This window comes from Slackia exigua ATCC 700122 (assembly GCF_000162875.1).
Taxonomy (GTDB): Bacteria; Actinomycetota; Coriobacteriia; order Coriobacteriales; family Eggerthellaceae; genus Slackia; species Slackia exigua.
Genome location: NZ_GG700630.1, coordinates 189,844 through 206,906, shown reverse-complemented (window position 1 = coordinate 206,906; position 17,063 = coordinate 189,844). Strand labels below are relative to the sequence as shown.

14 protein-coding genes are annotated in these 17,063 nt (G+C 62.3%); 11 read left to right on the top strand and 3 right to left on the bottom strand.

All coding sequences use genetic code 11. The features are described from left to right. Positions 1–103 precede the first annotated feature (103 nt). Positions 104–673, bottom strand: coding sequence for a TetR/AcrR family transcriptional regulator (locus tag HMPREF0762_RS00905; RefSeq protein ID WP_115314180.1), 570 nt, complete (start codon positions 671–673; stop codon positions 104–106). A 270-nt stretch (positions 674–943) separates the two neighbouring features. On the opposite strand from HMPREF0762_RS00905, the gene HMPREF0762_RS00900 reads away from it, so the two are divergent. The 3 genes from HMPREF0762_RS00900 to HMPREF0762_RS09465 are packed head-to-tail and all read left to right on the top strand — an operon-like array spanning position 944 to position 4,128. Then, on the top strand, positions 944–1,645 hold the full coding sequence (locus tag HMPREF0762_RS00900) for an ABC transporter ATP-binding protein (RefSeq protein WP_211204452.1): 702 nt from the start codon (positions 944–946) through the stop codon (positions 1,643–1,645). Then, a complete protein-coding gene (locus tag HMPREF0762_RS00895; protein ID WP_006361448.1) occupies positions 1,642–3,966 on the top strand; it encodes an ABC transporter permease in 2,325 nt (774 codons plus the stop codon). The genes HMPREF0762_RS00900 and HMPREF0762_RS00895 overlap by 4 nt, the downstream gene beginning before the upstream one ends. A 3-nt stretch (positions 3,967–3,969) precedes the next feature. Further along, positions 3,970–4,128, top strand: coding sequence for a helix-turn-helix transcriptional regulator (locus HMPREF0762_RS09465; RefSeq protein WP_006361447.1), 159 nt, complete (start codon positions 3,970–3,972; stop codon positions 4,126–4,128). A 57-nt stretch (positions 4,129–4,185) separates the two neighbouring features. On the opposite strand, the gene HMPREF0762_RS00890 is transcribed toward HMPREF0762_RS09465, so the two are convergent. Together HMPREF0762_RS00890 and HMPREF0762_RS00885 are read right to left on the bottom strand one after the other, a co-directional pair. Then, positions 4,186–5,517, bottom strand: a complete 1,332-nt coding sequence (locus tag HMPREF0762_RS00890; RefSeq protein ID WP_006361446.1) for a sensor histidine kinase — start codon at positions 5,515–5,517, stop codon at positions 4,186–4,188. Next, entirely contained in the window at positions 5,501–6,193 is a 693-nt protein-coding gene (locus HMPREF0762_RS00885; RefSeq protein WP_006361445.1) for a response regulator transcription factor, read from the bottom strand. The genes HMPREF0762_RS00890 and HMPREF0762_RS00885 overlap by 17 nt, the downstream gene beginning before the upstream one ends. 148 nt (positions 6,194–6,341) lie before the next feature. Between HMPREF0762_RS00885 and HMPREF0762_RS00880 the strand changes: the two genes are divergently transcribed. The 8 genes from HMPREF0762_RS00880 to carB all read left to right on the top strand — a co-directional run bounded on the left by HMPREF0762_RS00880 (position 6,342) and on the right by carB (position 17,061). Continuing rightward, positions 6,342–7,124, top strand: a complete 783-nt coding sequence (locus HMPREF0762_RS00880) for a polyphosphate polymerase domain-containing protein (RefSeq protein WP_245935464.1) — start codon at positions 6,342–6,344, stop codon at positions 7,122–7,124. A gap of 66 nt (positions 7,125–7,190) precedes the next feature. Further along, positions 7,191–7,886, top strand: coding sequence for a DUF4956 domain-containing protein (locus HMPREF0762_RS00875; RefSeq protein ID WP_006361443.1), 696 nt, complete (start codon positions 7,191–7,193; stop codon positions 7,884–7,886). A gap of 2 nt (positions 7,887–7,888) precedes the next feature. Next, complete coding sequence (locus HMPREF0762_RS00870) at positions 7,889–9,784, top strand: carbohydrate-binding domain-containing protein (protein ID WP_006361442.1); 1,896 nt, start codon at positions 7,889–7,891, stop codon at positions 9,782–9,784. A 132-nt stretch (positions 9,785–9,916) separates the two neighbouring features. Then, positions 9,917–10,975 carry a deoxyguanosinetriphosphate triphosphohydrolase gene (locus HMPREF0762_RS00865; protein WP_040619136.1) on the top strand — a complete coding sequence of 353 codons (1,059 nt, stop codon included), beginning with the start codon at positions 9,917–9,919 and terminating at the stop codon, positions 10,973–10,975. A 120-nt stretch (positions 10,976–11,095) separates the two neighbouring features. Beyond that, positions 11,096–11,821, top strand: a complete 726-nt coding sequence (locus tag HMPREF0762_RS00860; protein ID WP_006361439.1) for an AzlC family ABC transporter permease — start codon at positions 11,096–11,098, stop codon at positions 11,819–11,821. A 2-nt stretch (positions 11,822–11,823) separates the two neighbouring features. Next, entirely contained in the window at positions 11,824–12,162 is a 339-nt protein-coding gene (locus HMPREF0762_RS00855; RefSeq protein WP_006361438.1) for an AzlD domain-containing protein, read from the top strand. A 242-nt stretch (positions 12,163–12,404) separates the two neighbouring features. Then, the gene (carA, locus tag HMPREF0762_RS00850; RefSeq protein ID WP_040618746.1) at positions 12,405–13,793 is read left to right on the top strand and encodes a glutamine-hydrolyzing carbamoyl-phosphate synthase small subunit; all 1,389 of its coding nucleotides are present in this window, start codon (positions 12,405–12,407) and stop codon (positions 13,791–13,793) included. Continuing rightward, complete coding sequence (gene carB / locus HMPREF0762_RS00845; protein ID WP_006361436.1) at positions 13,786–17,061, top strand: carbamoyl-phosphate synthase large subunit; 3,276 nt, start codon at positions 13,786–13,788, stop codon at positions 17,059–17,061. Before carA ends, carB begins: the two co-directional genes overlap by 8 nt. The last annotated feature ends 2 nt before the right edge of the window (positions 17,062–17,063 follow it).

The window sequence follows — 17,063 nt, the reverse complement described above, 5'->3', positions numbered from 1 at the left end:
ATCCTCAGGCGTCGGCTGCCTTTGAGAATGGAAAGGCTTCAGGTGCCGCACGAATCACGCGACGAGCATGATATGCGTCGCCGAGCGTTCCGGACGGTGCATGTCATGATGCGGGCGCGTCGCAGAAGAGATAGCGGTAGATGACCTTGGACGTCTCGTCTATCACGCGCTGCGTATCGAGGTCGTTGGGGAAGAACATGTGCTCATGGATAATGGCCTCGAGCGTGGTTCGCACAATGAACGACGTGGTTTCGAGGTCATCTACCTGCAGGTATTCCCCGTAGTTCATGATGAGTTCCTCCACCTTCTCGGAGGCGAACGAGCGTCCCGCCTCCTCGAGCTTGCGGAATTCCTCGTCCTGATAGGAGAGGGCGGTTATCTGCTTCTGGAAGTCCGTCATGCAGGCGTGGCTTTCGAGCACTATGGTCACGTACTTGCAAATAACATCGAACGGCGAGTTATCGGGCGTGACCTCTTCGGGCACCATGCGGTCGAGCACATTGCGGTAGAGCTTATCGACAAGATCCCTGTAGATGTCCCTCTTATCTTCGTAATAGCTGTACAGCGTTCCGATCGATACCCCGGCATGTCTGGCTATCTCGTTGGTGGTGACGTCGTAATACCCCGATTCGGAGAACAATTCGAGCGCGGCTTGCGCCACCCGCTCTTTCATCTGCGTGCTCCGTTTTTGCCTGGGAACGCGGGGTTGGGTCATTGCCTCTCTGTCCTCTCCGGCTTCGCAATCCAAGCGTCGTGCCTTCTTTTCATCATGATACCCCAGCAAAAAACATGAGTAAAAGCTCATAAACTCGTTGACTGCCGATATGCACGATGATACCTTGATTTAAACACGAGTAAATACTCATGTTGTAGGAACTCACGTATGCGAGACGAGTTGCGCAGGGAGCTTCGTCTCCTGGGAAATGGACGGGAGGGAGCAACTATGGGATACATCAGCTTTAGAAATGTCACGCGCGAATATCGCTCCGGGAACATTCGCATCAAGGCGCTTGACGATGTCGACCTGGATATTGAGAAGGGTGCGTTCACGGTGGTGCTCGGACCTTCGGGCTCAGGCAAGTCGACGCTGCTCAATCTGCTCGGTGGCATGGATCGACCGACTGCAGGGACGATTCGGGTCGGTGGGAGGGCGGTATCCGATCTGCCGGAGCGCGAGCTCACTCTGTATCGCCGTCACGACATAGGTTTCGTCTTCCAGTTCTACAACCTCATCCCCACGTTGACTGCATATGAGAACGTCGATATGGCGTCCGTGCTCACGGAGTCTCCGTTGACGGCGGACGAGGCGCTGGAAGCGGTAGGTCTTTCGACGCGCGCGAACAATCTTCCTTCGCAGCTTTCGGGCGGCGAGTTGCAGCGCGTGTCCATCGCCCGTGCGCTTGTCAAGAATCCGCAGCTGCTGCTCTGCGACGAACCCACTGCCGCGCTCGATAGCGTGACGAGCAAGAAGGTGCTCGCGCTGCTTCCGTCCATGGCATCGCGCTTCGGGAGCGCGGTGGTCCTCGTCACCCACAACGCGGCCGTTGCTCCGGCCGCGCATCGCCTCATCCGTCTCAAGGACGGTCGTATAGATTCGGTCTTTGACAACGATGCTCCCGTTCCCATGGAAGAGGTCGCTTTATGATGAGGTATCTGAACAAGAAGTTCCGTAGGGACTTCACAGCATCGCTCCCGCAGTTCTTTTCGGTATTCATGATGGTAGCGGTGTCGGTGACCATCTACTCGGGCATGAGCGCGGTGTGGACCGGCATGGCCGGATCCTATGCGGCATACGCGGAGCAGACCAATCTGGCCGATGCCTACGCTGCAGGCGAGGCTTTTCCCGAGGATTCCATCGAAGAGGTCCGACGGCTTCCCTTTGTGAGCAAGGCCGCCGGATCGTTGCTCGTTCGTGCCGAGGGCGGGGCAGCCGATGAGAAAAACGCCTTTTACGTGAACACCTTCGATGACGCCACGCTTGAGGTCATGAGCCCGCTCGTGCGCTCGGGCGAGCCCCTTGGACAAGATGCGTCCGAGCGCGGGGACGGAGGTATCTGGATAGACGAGGACTATGCGAACGCGCATGGCATCTCCACTGGCGACCTCGTGACTCTCGATTTCGGCGTGGCGGTAAGAACCCTTGAGGTCAAGGGTACGGTGCTCGATCCCGAATACCTGTACTTCATCACCTCCCACGTCGATACGGTGCCGGATCACGTCGGCAATTGCTATGCGTACATGACCGAGGGGTGCGCCGAAGACATCTACGGGACGGTTCCCTATAACCAGCTGCGGCTTCGCTTCGTCGACGGGACAGCTCGGACGAACCTCGTTCGCGATGAGCTCAGGGAAGACCTCGAGGGTATATTCGGGGATACCCTGCGTTCCGTGCAGCTGCGCGAGGACAAGGCGACTATCGACCAGGTGAACTCGGAAATGGAACAGATTCAGAAGATGGCGGCCCTGTTCTCCCTGGTCTTCCTGCTGCTCTCTCTGCTCTCCATGCACACGACCATGAGCAGGCTTGTCGGGAATCAGGTCGTGCAGATAGGAACCCTGCGATCGCTGGGGTATGGGCGGGGTTGCATCTACCTTCATTACGGAATGTTCGGAACGCTGGTCGCACTCCTGGGAAGCGCGTTCGGTCTCGTGCTCGGGTTGATCGTGGTCGCACCTTTGGTGATGGCCATAAAGCAATCCACCTTGACGCTCCCGTCATGGGATAGGATCATCGGTCCCGACACCGCGGTCCTCATCGTCGTCATCCTTGCCGTCTGCACCGTTTCCGCCATCATGACGGCACGCAGAATCGTCCGTCATGCTCCCGCGCAGACGATCAGGGGGCACGTGGAGGAGGAGCGTGCAAGCTTGCGGAAGCACACGCGTTCCAAGATGTCGTATGGGACCCTCTGGATGCGTCGGAGCGTCGCGGCCCATCCGGTACGCTTCGCGATGGCTGTCATCTCGGTTGCGGGCAGTCTGATGCTCATGGTTGCCGGCATAGGCGTATGGGATTCTTTGAACTCATCGTACGATGAGGTTTTCGACCATGAGTACAGCTACCGTTACGCCGGCAACCTCGCAGGAATCTCTTCCAAAGCGGTTGCGGAAGATCTCGGGGACGAGCCGTATCAGCTCTCGCAGGTGGCCTCGGCGACTCTCGCATGCGGAGAAGCGGAGATGGATGGCGTTCTCACCGTCTTGGACGAAGGAGAGCAGCTGCACCTCTTCTCGGCGCATGACGGCAGCGAAGTGGACCTCTCGTCGGTTTCGGCGGCAATGTCGCGGAAGGCAGCCGAAGATCTCGGCGTCACCGTCGGAGATACGGTATCGTACCGCCTGGATGACGCTTCCGAAAACACGGACGTGACCATCGGGGCGATCGTCGATGCGAGAGTTCCCCAGGGCGTGTTCATCAGCGCCGACCGTGTGGATGACTTCATCCCGAATACGATCTATCTCGGAAGCGAAGAGGCACGTAAGAAGGCGGGGAGCCTCGGCTATGTACGAGACGTGGTGTCCGTCGAGCACCAGCGCTCCAACGTCGACGAGATGATGGGCAGCGTTCGCTCGATCATGTACATCCTCATGCTCGCATCGTTCGTCCTCAGCGCCGTGGTGCTCTACAACCTGGGAATCCTGTCATACATTGAAAGGGTTCGCGAGTACGCTGCCATGAGGGTGCTGGGGTTCCTCGACCGCGAGATCGACGGCATCGTGCTGAGAGAGACGCTGCTCAACGTGGTTTCGGGGCTCGCCCTGGGCGTACCCCTGAGCCTGGCTTTCCTCCGCGTCTACGTGCGGACCGTCTCCATGGAGGGCGTCGAATGGGTGCCGTATATCGAGCCTGGCCACTACGTCCTCGCCCTTGCGTGCGTCATGGCGTTCTCGTTCTTCATCAGCTGGCTTGTATGCCGCAGGATCAGAAGGATCGATATGGTGGAGGCGTTCAAAACCATGGAGTGAGGGATGGATCGTATTCCGGTATCGAGGGGCGTGTGCGCTACGATCGCCAAAAGCACGGTCACGACCCATCGCAAGAGCATTTACCGGAAGCTGGGCGTGCATACGCAGCAACAGCTCTTATCGGTCGTCGATGGAGAGGACCTGTCTCTGCACGAGCGATGATTGCAAGAAGGATCGCTTGTCGATCAAATTTTGAACAGGCCTTTCGTTTCGTGGTCTCTATTTCCTCAAAGGAAGCGTGACGGTGAAGACCGTGCCGTTCACCGCGGTGCTTTCCGCTTTGATGTCTCCGTGGTGCGCGCGGGCGATCGAACGCGCGATGGCGAGTCCCAGTCCGAAGCTCATGTCATCGTCGGTGTGCGTGCGAGCCTCGTTCGACCGATAGAATCGGTCGAAGATATGCGGGAGATCGGCCGCAGGGATGGCGTCGCCCGAGTTGCGGATCGCAAGCGTCGCCAGTCCGCTTCGTGCGGAGCGGGCGAGCACGACATGCACCCGCCCGTCGGCGCCTGCGTACTTGCAGGCATTCTCCAAAAGCGTCGCGACCATCTTCTCGAGCTTTCCGGCATCGCCGGAAACGACGATATCCTCTTCGATATCGCACGTCAGATCGATGGAACGTTCGAATGCGATCGATTCGAACTGCAATATCAGGCCGTCGGTCATCTCGCTTATATCGACGGGTCCGCATAAGGGGACGGTACCGGAAGACTCGACCTTTGCGAGCGTGAGCATATCGCCGACCAGATTTTGCATGCGCTCGCCTTCGATTCGCGTGCTTTCGAGCCACTGGCTTTCCTCGGCGATCGTATGATCGGGATGCTTCAGCAGAATCGAGGTGTTGGCGAGCATGACGGTCAACGGGGTCTTCAGCTCATGCGATGCATCGGCGACGAACTGCTTCTGCGCGCGCCAGGCCTTCTCGACCGGGCGCAGGGCCCATCGGGCAAGGAAGATCGTGATGACGAGCAAGGCTCCCAAGGCTGCGACGCCTATGATGGACATGGTGGCTGCGGTGCGCCGCCACCCGGAGGCGCTCGCCATGTCCGCGAACGCGACGAGGGCGCCGTCTTCCGTCGTCATCTTCTTGTAGTACAGCCCTTCGACGGGAAGCGAGCCGTATCCGTCCGAAGAGGACAGCACCGTCTTGCACACCTCCGATTCGATGCTTTCGTCTATGCTCGCATTCGTGCGAGACGACACCATGGTCGCGGTTCCGTCGTTCGAGATGGCGTATACGGCGACGGGAATGAAGCCTCCTTGGCGCGCCGGCCCGCCGATGCGGGGCGGCAGGTAGCCTTCTTCGTCCCGATCACCGTGCTCGTCATCGCGGTCCTCGGCATCGTCGCGATCGTCGTCGGGGGGCTTTCTCTCGCCGTCTTTGTCCTGTGCCTGGGCATCATGCCCGATTCCCGCATCGAGGGCCTCGTGCACGGCTTTGATGCCATGCTGGTATTCGATCGCGACGATTCCTGCGAACGAGGCTATGACGACGGTCGTGACGAGCGCCATCGTGATGACGATGAACTGAGCCCTAAGCCGATCGAGCATCGTCGTCTCCCAGGTTCACGCGGTATCCCGCTTTGCGGATCGTGTCGATCGAGACGCCCGAGCCCAGAAAGCGGATCTTCTTGCGGAGGAACGATACGTACGCCTCGACGTTGTTGTCGACCGCAGTGGATTCGACGCCCCAGACCTTCGATATCAGCGTGTCCTTGGACACGATCTGGCCGGGATTCGAAAACAGAATGCGCGCGAGCTCGAATTCCTTGAAGCTCAACGCGATGGACTTGCCGTTGCAGCTCAGATCTCGGCTATCGATATTGAGCGAGAGGTCGCCGGCCTCGATGCGCTCGAAAACGACCTGGCCTTGACGCCGCGTGAGCGCACGCAGATGGGCGAGCAGCTCGGCGGGGGAGAAGGGCTTGGTCATGTAGTCGTCGGCACCTGAATCGAGGCCCTCGATCTTGTCGGGTATCTCGCTGCGGGCGGTGAGCATGAGCACGGGCGTGTCGATGCGCGCGCGTCGAAGCTCCTCGACCACCCGGCATCCGTTCTTGCGCGGCAGCATCACGTCGAGGATGACGATGTCGTAGATGCCGGAGCTCGCGTAATCGTAGCCGTCCTGCCCGTCGTGCACGACATCGGTGACATACCCGTTCTCATTCAGTATGCGGGCGAGGGCGGAGGCGAGCCTGACATCGTCCTCGACGATCAATGCCTGCATGTGTCGCTCCTTGTCACGAGGTTCGAAATCGTATGGCTCCCATTGTATGCGCAACGCTGAAGCGAATCTGAAAAGCCTCGAAAGACTTTCAGATGCCTTTCAGGCTGCGTTCGTACGATGCGTCCATCACGAGAACCAGGAGGATGCCATGAACACGTTTGCCGATGTCTTCGAACGCAAGGAAGTCAAGTATCGCATCTCGCGCCGTCAGTACCGCATGCTGCGTGCAGCTTTCGGCGAACGCATGCAGGAGGATTCCTTCGGACGCTCCTTGGTGACGAGCAGGTATTTCGATACCGAGGAAAGAAGCCTCATCGCACGTTCCCTTGAAAAGCCCTTGTACAAGGAGAAGCTGCGGGTCCGGACGTACGGAACCGATGCCGATCGCGCGTTCGTCGAGCTCAAGAAGAAGTTCAAGGGCATCGTCTACAAGCGGCGCATCGCGATGACGCCCCGTTCGGCCGAACGCTTTCTCGGCGGCTTGCCGTACGATGAGGCATTAGCGTGCGCCCGTGGCGACGAAAGCGCGCGGGATATCGAACCTACGATCCGATCGACGCAGATCGCGCACGAGATAGAGGCGTTCATGGATCGATGGGACGCCCTGACGCCCTCGATGGACATCGCCGTCGACCGCATCGCCCTGGCTTCGGCGGAGACAGACGAGGAGCCGCCGGTCCGCATCACGTTCGACCGCTCCGTCTTCTACCGCGATCCAAGGATGCTCGATGCAGGCTGGACCGAGCTTCTGAACCCCGGCGAAGCGATCATGGAGATCAAGGTCACAGGATCGTACCCGCTTTGGCTCGTGCGCGCGCTCGACGCCGTCGAGGCCTATCCGACCTCGTTTTCGAAGTACGGGGAAGCCTATCGGCGCATCAAGGGCATGAAAGCGGAAGGATGCCTTCCGTCGAATGCGCCTGCCGCATGACCCGCCGGCCGCGCGACGCGGAATCCGCATCGTGTTCGGTGAACCGTTCTCTCGAAAGGACCTCTCGTGCAAGATCTCGTATTCTCCTCGATCCTCGGCACCGCCGAATCGACCGCCGCGAGCGTGACGGCGGCCTCGTTTCTCGCGTGCTGCGCGACATCCATAATCCTCGGGCTCGCCTGCGCCCTCATCTACCGGTACAAGACGAGCTACTCGAAAAGCTTCGTGGTCACGCTTGCTTTGCTGCCCTTGATCGTGCAGATGGTCATCATGCTCGTCAACGGCAATCTGGGCGTCGGCGTCGCGGTCATGGGCGTGTTCAACCTCGTGAGGTTCCGCTCCATTCCCGGCACGGCCAAGGAGATCGGAAGCGTGTTCCTTGCGATGGCGATCGGCCTGGCGACGGGCATGGGCTTCATCGGGCTCGCCGTGCTGTTCGCCGTGATCGTCGGCATCGTGAACATCGTATACGTACGTTCCGGATTCGGCGCGATGCCGGCTTCCCGCAAGACGCTCACGATCAGCGTTCCCGAGGACCTCGAATTCGACGGCGTCTTCGACGAGCCCATCGAAAGGTATGCGTCGAGCTTCGAGCTTTCATCCATCCAGACCACGAACATGGGCAGCCTGTTCCAGCTGCGCTACGACATCACGTTGCGCGAACGCGGCCTTGAGAAGAAGCTCATAGACGAGCTGCGGTGCCTGAACGGCAACCTCAAGATCACGCTCGGAGCCGCGGCGACCCAGAGGGAGGCGCTCTAGCCATGACGAATAGATTTCCGCTCGTTGAGACGTTCGCGCGCAGGATGAGCGGTGCGCATGCCGCCTACGTGCTCTCTTTGCGCTTCGCATTGGCCGTCGCGACCGTCGCATGCGCGGGCATGCTTGCAGGATGCACGACCTCGGGAAGCCCGCAGGAGGTTTCAGGAGCCGCCTCGACCTCGACGGATGACGTCGCGTCCCAGGCGACGCCGGTCGCTTCGGTCGAATACGTGGACCAGAGCCCGTACGATCTCGAGTATTCCGATCGCGACCTGGATGCTTCATACGACGAAGCGTCGGCGACGAAGATCGCGTTCTCCGAGGAATCGGCGGCGGTCGACGGGACGGGAGCGACGGCGGACGGATCGGTCGTGACCATATCCGACGAGGGAACCTATATCGTGTCGGGCTCCGCGTCCGATGCCCAGGTCGTCGTGGCCGCCGACGCCGATGCGGCGAAGGTCCGGATCGTGCTTGCGGGCGCGCGCATTGAGAACGAAACGGCGCCGGCGATCTCCGTCGAATCAGCCGAACAATGCGTCATCACGCTTGCCGAAGGAACCTCGAACGTCTTGGCCTCCGGAGCGAGCGTGGAAGACGAGGCCGATGCCGCCCTGTACGGCACGGCCGACCTCGCCTTGAACGGAACGGGCGCGCTCGACGTGAGCGCGCCTTACGGTAAGGGCATCCATTCGACCGACGGCCTTGTCGTAACGGGCGGCACGTATGCCGTAACCGCGGCGGACGACGGCCTTTCAGGCAAGGATTGCGTCAAGATAGCCGATGGCGATCTGACAATCGAAGCCGGCGCCGACGGCATCAAATCCAGCAACGACGAGGACGAAGGGCGCGGGTTCGTAAGCATCGACGGCGGAACGCTGTCGATAGACGCTGCAGACGACGGAATCCAGGCCGCGCGCTACGTTCGCCTCGGCGGGGGATCCGTGTCCGTCACGGCCGAAGACGACGGCATCCATAGCGACGGGGACGTCGCCCTTGCGGGAAGCACGCTCACGATTTCCGCAGGCGACGACGGCGTGCATGGCGAATACGTGCTCGAAGTCGCCGCGGGCCGAAACGATGTGGATCGAAGCGAAGAAGGGCTTGAAGCCCAGACCATCTACGTGCATGGCGGGGAGACGGCCGTCACATCGAGCGACGACGGCCTGAACGCTTCGACGCCCGAGGCTGAAAAGGATGGATCCTCGCGCACGGCCGCCTATGATCCGGCCTCGCCCTCCGATGCCGAAGAGATCCATCCTGGCGGGGAAGGTATGCCGTCGGCAGGAGGTTTTCCGGGCGGCATGGAGGATTCCGATGCATCCTGCCTGATCGACATTTCGGGCGGCTTCCTCTACGTGAACGCCGCAGGCGACGGCCTCGACAGCAACGGCAATCTCTCCATCGGCGGCGGGACGACGGTCGTGTCCGGTCCCGAGGACGGCGGCAACGGAGCGCTCGATTACTCGCTCGAAGGCACGTACGAAGGCGGAACCGTGCTCGCCGTCGGCAGCTCGGGCATGGCGCAGGGGTTCTCCGGCGCTTCGGGCGTCTGGGCCGCAGCCGATGTCGACGGCGACGCGGGCGACGCGGTCTCTCTCGTCGACGCGGAGGGGAACATTCTCGCATCGCTTGTCTCCGATAAGGCGTTCCAGTCCGTCATCGTCGCATCCGACAGGCTGCATGAAGGCTCCGAGGCCCGCATCGTCGTCGGAGGCGAGGCGAGCGGTGCATCATCCTTGTCGAACCTTGCGGCCGCCGTCACGTCGGGCGGGGTTCTTTCGGGCGGCACGGCGACAAACGTCACGGCCTCGACATCGACGACGGTGTCGTTCGGCATGGGCGGCGGCGGTCCCGCCGGCGATCGACCTGAAGGCGGAAGCGGGCCGACGCCGTAGCGACGACGTTTCCTGGCAGCCGGCCATCGAAGGAGTTGCAAAAGGAGGACGGATGCGTTTCGCCCTCCTTATCTTTTACGCGCTTTTGCTACACTCCAAGGGAAACGGCATCGCATGGCGAAGGAGGCCGGAATGCGCATCGTGAGACGCGAGGACCTGGAAGATCGGGAGGACGGCGCCCTGTCCGCGGATGCTGCGCGGGCCGCGCAAAGCGAAGGACGCGATGCGCCCGCCGCCTCCGATCGCCTGCGCACCGAATTCCAGCGCGACCGCGACAAGATCCTCCATACCAAGAGCTTTCGGCGCCTATCGCATAAGACGCAGGTCTTCATCGCCGTCGAGGGCGACCATTTTCGTACGCGCCTCACGCATACGCTCGAAGTGGCCCAGGTCGCGCGCACGATCGCGCGGGCGCTCGGACTGAACGAGGATCTGACCGAAGCCATCTCGCTTGGCCACGATCTGGGGCATACGCCGTTCGGCCACGCGGGGGAGCGCGCTTTGCGCGCGTGCATCGCACGTCATAGGGGCATGGCGTCGGATGACGCGCGTGTGCCCGATCTCTTCCGCCACAACGAGCAGAGCCTGCGCGTCCTCGAGGTCATCGAGGGCGGCGGTCGCGGCCTGAACCTCACGGCGGAGGTGCGCGACGGCATCGTGCGCCATACGGGGAAGCAGCGCGCGAAGACGCTTGAAGGCCGCGTCGTCGCCATCGCCGATCGCATCGCCTACGTGAACCATGATATCGACGACGCGATCAGGGCAGGCATTCTCAAGGAATCGGAGCTTCCGGAGCGTACGCATGCCTTGCTCGGGTGCGATCACTCGAGCCGTATCGAGACGCTCGTCGTCAATATGGTCGAGACCTCGGCGCACGAGGGCGACATCCGCCTGAGCGACGACGTCGGGGCTGCCATGAACGAGCTGCGCACGTTCCTGTTCCAGGCCGTCTACACCGCCCCTTCGGTTATGGCGCAGGTCGACAAGGCCGTCCATGTCCTCTCCGAGCTCTTCGAATATTTCGTCGCGCATATCGAGGACGTGCCGTCGGAATACCGTGCGATATCGCCGAACGACGATGTGCGCGCCGCGACCGACTATGTGGCGAGCATGACCGACCGGTATGCCCGCGGCGTCTTCGAAGAGCTCTTCATTCCGCGCAGCCGCATCCCGTTCGCGCGACGTCCGTAGCAATGCTCTGCACGCACAGGCGTGCGTGCGACCTTCATTCTTGCGAGCGGATGCGGGCGTTTCTTCATGGAGACGGCCCGGTGTTTCGAACGGCCTGCAAGAAGGCTATAATCTCGCCTCATGACGCTTGATTCCTGGAAAGATCCGTTCAAAGCAGCCTGGCCCATCATGGCCGGGTACGTCGTGCTGGGCCTGCCCTGCGGCATTCTGGGCGTCGCGGCCGGCATGGATGTATGGATGGTCGCCGCCATGAGCATCCTGTTCTACTCGGGAGCAGGGCAGTATATGATTCCGAACATGTGGCTCGCCGGCAACCCCATCGGCGCCATCGTGCTCAGCGTATCGCTCGTCAACTCGAGACAGACCTTGTACGGCGCGTCGCTCTCGCAGTTCTGCGATGCGGCGTCGAAACGCCTTGCCTGCCTGTTCGGCGCAACCGTCACCGACGAAAGCTTCGGCGTGAACCTCGCGCGTTTCATGAACGGAGGCTGGAGCGTCTCCGATGCGCTGCGTGTGAACGTGCTTTCCCAGAGCTCTTGGATCCTCTCCAATGTCGCCGGCGCCGTTGTGGGCGCCGCGATCTCGGTTCCGACCGCACTTGCCTCGTTCGCCATGACCTCGCTGTTCATCTGCTTGCTTTCCATGCAGAAGGCTTCGCCCGAGAACTTCGTGGCCATCGGCGGGGCCGTTGCGGGCGTCGTGCTGTGCAAATCGGTCGGCCTTACGGGTCCGGCCATCCTCGTCGGCGCCCTCGTCGGCGTCGCCGCCGCGGTCGTCTTCTCCCGTCGCACGACGCCCGGGCCTTCGGGCGCTTCCGGCGCGACCGACATCAGGATGGGGGGATAGGCGTGCCCGCATCCGACTTCCTCGTCATACTCGTGCTGTGCGCCACGACGATGGTCCTTTGCCGCGTCGCGCCGGTATTCGCGCTCAAAGGCAAGGAGCTGCCGCCGGGCTTCGTGACGGCCCTCGGGTTCATCCCACCCGCCGCCTTTGCTGCACTTGTTGCGAACGACCTGTTCAAACCCGATTTATTCGTTGGCGACGCATGGACGTGGATAGCCCCGCTCATCGCTGCGGCCATCGTCGCGGTCGTCGGCATCAAGACGAAATCCATGGCCTGGTGCATCGTCGTCGGCGTGGGCGCGCTTGCCGCCCTCTCTTCCGCTCCGGCGGCCCTGCTTTAAGCGCTCTTCCACCTCGCCTTGCACCCCTTCGCGCGTTTTACCTTGCATATTCTTCCCTACTATATGCGTAATTTTGCATATTCGCCCTTGAAAATCTGTTCTTATCGTTTTTCTATTCATAGGTAACACGACGGAAAGAATACGTTCCTATACTTTCGCCATGCGGCTTCCCAGAAGATGTGCGCCGCATCTGGCGCATGCATCCTTTAAGCCGGTACCGAGAGACCGAAAAGGAGAAACACGTGGATACCCCGTCCTACCGCCATACCGTCGCATCCGAATCGTCTGCAGATCTTGCGCGCGCCCTCGAGGAGGCGACATCCAAGGGCAGGATGCGTCCTGCGGCTCTTGCGCTTGCCGACGGCACCGTCTTTTTCGGCCGCGCATGCGGCGCGTCGGGCGAGGCGCTCGGAGAGATCTGCTTCAATACCTCGCTCGAAGGCTATCTCGAGATCATCACCGACCCATCCTATGCCGGGCAGATCGTTGCGCTCACCTATCCTCAGATCGGGAACTACGGCGTCGCGCTCGCCGATGCGCAGGCCGCGCATCCTGCCTTGCGCGGACTCGTCGTCGCCGACCTGTGCGTCGAACCCTCGAATTGGCGAAGCGATCTGTCCTTGGGCGAATATCTGCGTATCGAAGGGGTCATCGGCGTCGAAGGCATCGATACGCGCGCGCTCGTGCGCCGCATCCGCTCGACAGGCGCCCAGGCGGCCGTCATCTCGACGACGGATCTCGATCCCGAATCGTTGCGCGCCAAGGCGCAGGCCGCACCCTCGATCGCAGGCGAAAACCTCGTGCGCTCGGCGAGCTGCGAGACGCCCCGCCGCTTCGTTCCCGACGTTCGCGCGCATGCGTTCGCCCAGGCTCCGGCTTCTCCTGCGCGCCATCGTGTCGTCGCCTACCACTGCGGCGTCAAACGTTCCATCCTCGAAGGGCTTGCGCGCGCCGGATGCGAGGTGACGGTCGTGCCGTGGGATATGCCGGCCGATGACGTTGCAGCCATGAAGCCTGACGGCGTATTCCTCAGCAACGGGCCCGGCGACCCGGATGCGGTCAAGGAAACCTACATCCAGGTCGAACGCCTTATCGGCAGGGTTCCCGTCTTCGGCATCTGCCTCGGGCACCAGATGGTGTCGCTCGCAGCGGGCGCTGCGATGGAAAAGCTCAAGTTCGGACATCGCGGCGGCAATCACCCGGTGATGAACCTCGTGACCGGACGTGTCGAGATCACGGCGCAGAACCATGGGTTCGGCCTCGTGTTCCCTTCGCTCGGCCCGCTTGTGCCCGAGCTTTCGGGCGGTGCGTCCGACCATGTAGGCGATCTGCGCTTCTGGTCGCGCCGCCGTATCGCGCCCGTCGTCGAGAACGAGCGCTTCGGGCGCATCCGCCTGACGCACGTCAACCTCAACGACGGTACCTGCGAAGGCATCGCGATGCTCGATCATCCCTGCTTCAGCGTCCAATACCATCCCGAGGCGTCGCCCGGGCCGACCGATGCGCACTACCTGTTCACGGCCTTCATGCGCCTTATGGACGGCGACGAGGCCTATCTCGGTATCGACAGCGCCGCCGATCGCCTCGGCGAATGGTCGTTTACTCAGGATACGGAGGCTTTCCATGCCTAAACGCACCGACATCTCCAAAATCCTCGTCATCGGATCGGGTCCGATCGTCATAGGCCAGGCCTGCGAATTCGATTATTCGGGAACGCAGGCATGCAAGGTGCTCAAGGACGAGGGCTACGAGGTCGTCCTCGTGAATTCGAATCCCGCCACCATCATGACCGATCCTGCGCTCGTGGACCGCACCTATGTCGAGCCCATCACGCCGGATTTCATCGAGAGGATCATCGAGGCGGAGCGCCCCGACGCGCTCCTGGCCACGATAGGGGGCCAGACGGCGTTGAACGCCGCGGTGTCGCTCGCGAGATCCGGCGTGCTCGAGCGCTTCGGCGTCGAACTCATCGGCTGCGACCTTCCCGCCATCGAAACCGGCGAGGATCGCAAGCTCTTCGCCGAGGCCATGGCCGATATCGGCGTCGAAATCGCTCGAAGCGGCTATGCCTATGCGCTCGACGATGCGCTCGCCCTTGCCGAATCGATCGGATATCCCGTGGTGCTCCGTCCCTCGTTCACGCTCGGCGGCGCGGGCGGCGGCATCGCCCACGATGCGAACGAGCTGCGCGACATCGTCTCGCAGGGCCTCGAGCTTTCGCCCACAGGCGAGGTGCTCGTCGAAGAGAGCATCGAGGGGTGGAAGGAATACGAGATGGAGGTCATGCGCGATACGGCCGGCAACGGCATTATCGTGTGCTCTATCGAGAACCTCGATCCTATGGGCGTGCACACGGGCGACTCGATCACCGTCGCTCCCGCCCAGACGCTGTCCGACATCGAGTACCAGCGCATGCGCGCCGCATCGCTTGCCATCCTCGAGCGCGTCGGCGTCGAGACCGGCGGCTCGAACGTGCAGTTCGCCGTCAATCCGACGGACGGACGCCTCATCGTGATCGAGATGAACCCGCGTGTGTCCCGTTCAAGCGCGCTCGCATCGAAGGCGACGGGCTTTCCTATCGCGAAGGCAGCGGCGCGGCTGGCGGTCGGATACACGCTCGACGAGATCATGAACGACATCACGAAGGCGACGCCCGCCTGCTTCGAGCCGTCGATCGACTACTGCGTCGTGAAGGCGCCCCGTTTCGCCTTCGAGAAGTTCAAGGGTACCGACACCACGCTTTCCACCCGCATGAAGGCGGTCGGCGAGATCATGGCGATCGGGCGCAGCTTCGAGGAGGCGTTCGGCAAGGCCATGCGCTCGCTTGAGAACGGCCGTGCGGGCATGGGCGTCGATGGTGCGGATGCCTTCGACGAGAGCCGCTTCGCCGAATTCGTCGGCCGTCCGACCGAAGACCGCATCTTCTACGTCGCCGAGGCGCTTCGTCGCGGATGGACGGTGGCGGACGTGCACGACGCCTGCGGGATCGACCCCTGGTTTCTCTCGCGCATCCGTGACGTGATGAAGGCCGCACGCGTCGTCGACGGGCGTCGTCTCGAGGAGTTCGATGCCCGCACGATGCGCGCCGTCAAGCGCCTGGGGCTTTCCGATGCGCAGATCGCGCAGCTGACCGGGTCGGAGGAACGGATCGTGCGGGCGTTTCGCAAAGGCTTGGGCGTCACGCCGACGTTCAAGACCGTGGATACCTGCGCGGCCGAGTTCGAAGGACGCACCGAATACCACTACAAGACCTACGAAGAGCCCTATCTGAGCCCTGGCGCCTGCGTCGCGCGTCAGGACGATCCCGAGATCGCGCCGTGCGACCGCCCGCGTGCGATGATTCTCGGCGCCGGTCCGAACCGCATCGGCCAGGGCATCGAGTTCGACTACTGCTGCGTGCATGCGGCCTATGCGCTGCACGACGCGGGTTTCGAGACCGTCATGGTCAACTGCAACCCCGAAACGGTCTCGACCGACTACGACACGTCCGACCGCCTGTATTTCGAGCCTCTCACCTACGAGGATGTCATGGATATCGTAGACGTCGAGCAACCCGCGGGCGTCGTCGTGACGCTCGGAGGCCAGACCCCGCTCAAGCTCGCGCGCATGCTTGCCGAGTCGGGCGTGCGCATCATGGGCACGCAGCCCGAGGCGATCGACCTGGCCGAGGATCGCGAACGTTTCGCGGCCGTGCTCGAGCGCATCGGCGCGGCCTACCCGGACGCCGGCATGGCGTCGAGCCTCGACGAGGCTCGCACGGTGGCGCGGCGCATCGGGTTTCCATTGCTCGTACGTCCGAGCTACGTGCTCGGCGGTCGAGGCATGGTCATCTCCTACGATGCCGCGTCCTTATCCGACTACATGGACCAAGCCGTGCGCATTTCGCCAGAGCATCCGGTCTATCTGGACAGATTCCTTGAAGATGCCTGCGAATGCGACGTCGACGCGCTGTGCGACGGACAGGAGGTCTACATCGGCGGCGTCCTCGAGCATATCGAGGAAGCAGGCATCCATTCGGGAGATTCCGCATCGTGCATTCCGCCGTTCTCCTTCTCGGATCGCGTGGTGGGCCAACTGCGCGACCTCACGCGCACGCTTGCGCTCGAGCTGGGCGTGCGCGGCCTCATCAACGTGCAGTACGCCGTGAAGGGCGATACGATCCATGTCATCGAGGCCAATCCGCGCGCAAGCCGCACGGTGCCGTTCGTATCGAAGGCGACGGGCGTGCCTCTTGCGAAGTGCGCCGCGCTCGTCATGGCGGGGTGGAAGATCGCCGATCTGGGGCTTCCGCCCGACGATCGACGCCTGAAGCACTTCTGCGTCAAGGAGGCCGTCATGCCGTGGGGACGCTTCCCCGGTGCCGACATCGTGCTCGGACCTGAGATGAAATCCACCGGCGAGGTCATGGGCATCGCCGACACGTACCCTGAGGCATTCGCGAAAACGCAGATCGCCATCGCGTACGGCCTTCCGCGTTCCGGAACCGCGTTCATTTCCGTATGCGACCGCGACAAACGGCATATCCTGCCGATCGCGCGGGCCATCCAGCGACTCGGCTTCAGGATAGCGGCGACCGAAGGGACGGCCCGAGCGTTGCGGGGCGGCAACGTCGCCTGCGAGACGGTGCGCAAGATCTCCGAGGCGCATCCGAACATCGGCGACGCCTTGGCGGCAGGCGAGGTGTCCTTCATGGTGAACACGCCCTTCGGCCGCACGACGCGCTCCGACGGCTATGCGCTGCGCACCGAGGCGGTCAAGCACGGGGTCACATGCGTCACGGCCCTCTCCGGCGCGAGCGCGTTCGTCGCGGCGCTCGAGGCCGCGGCCGACGCTCCCGACGGGTTTTCCATCCGTGCGCTGCAAGACCTGGAGGTCTATGATGTCACGGTGAGGCGCTGAGC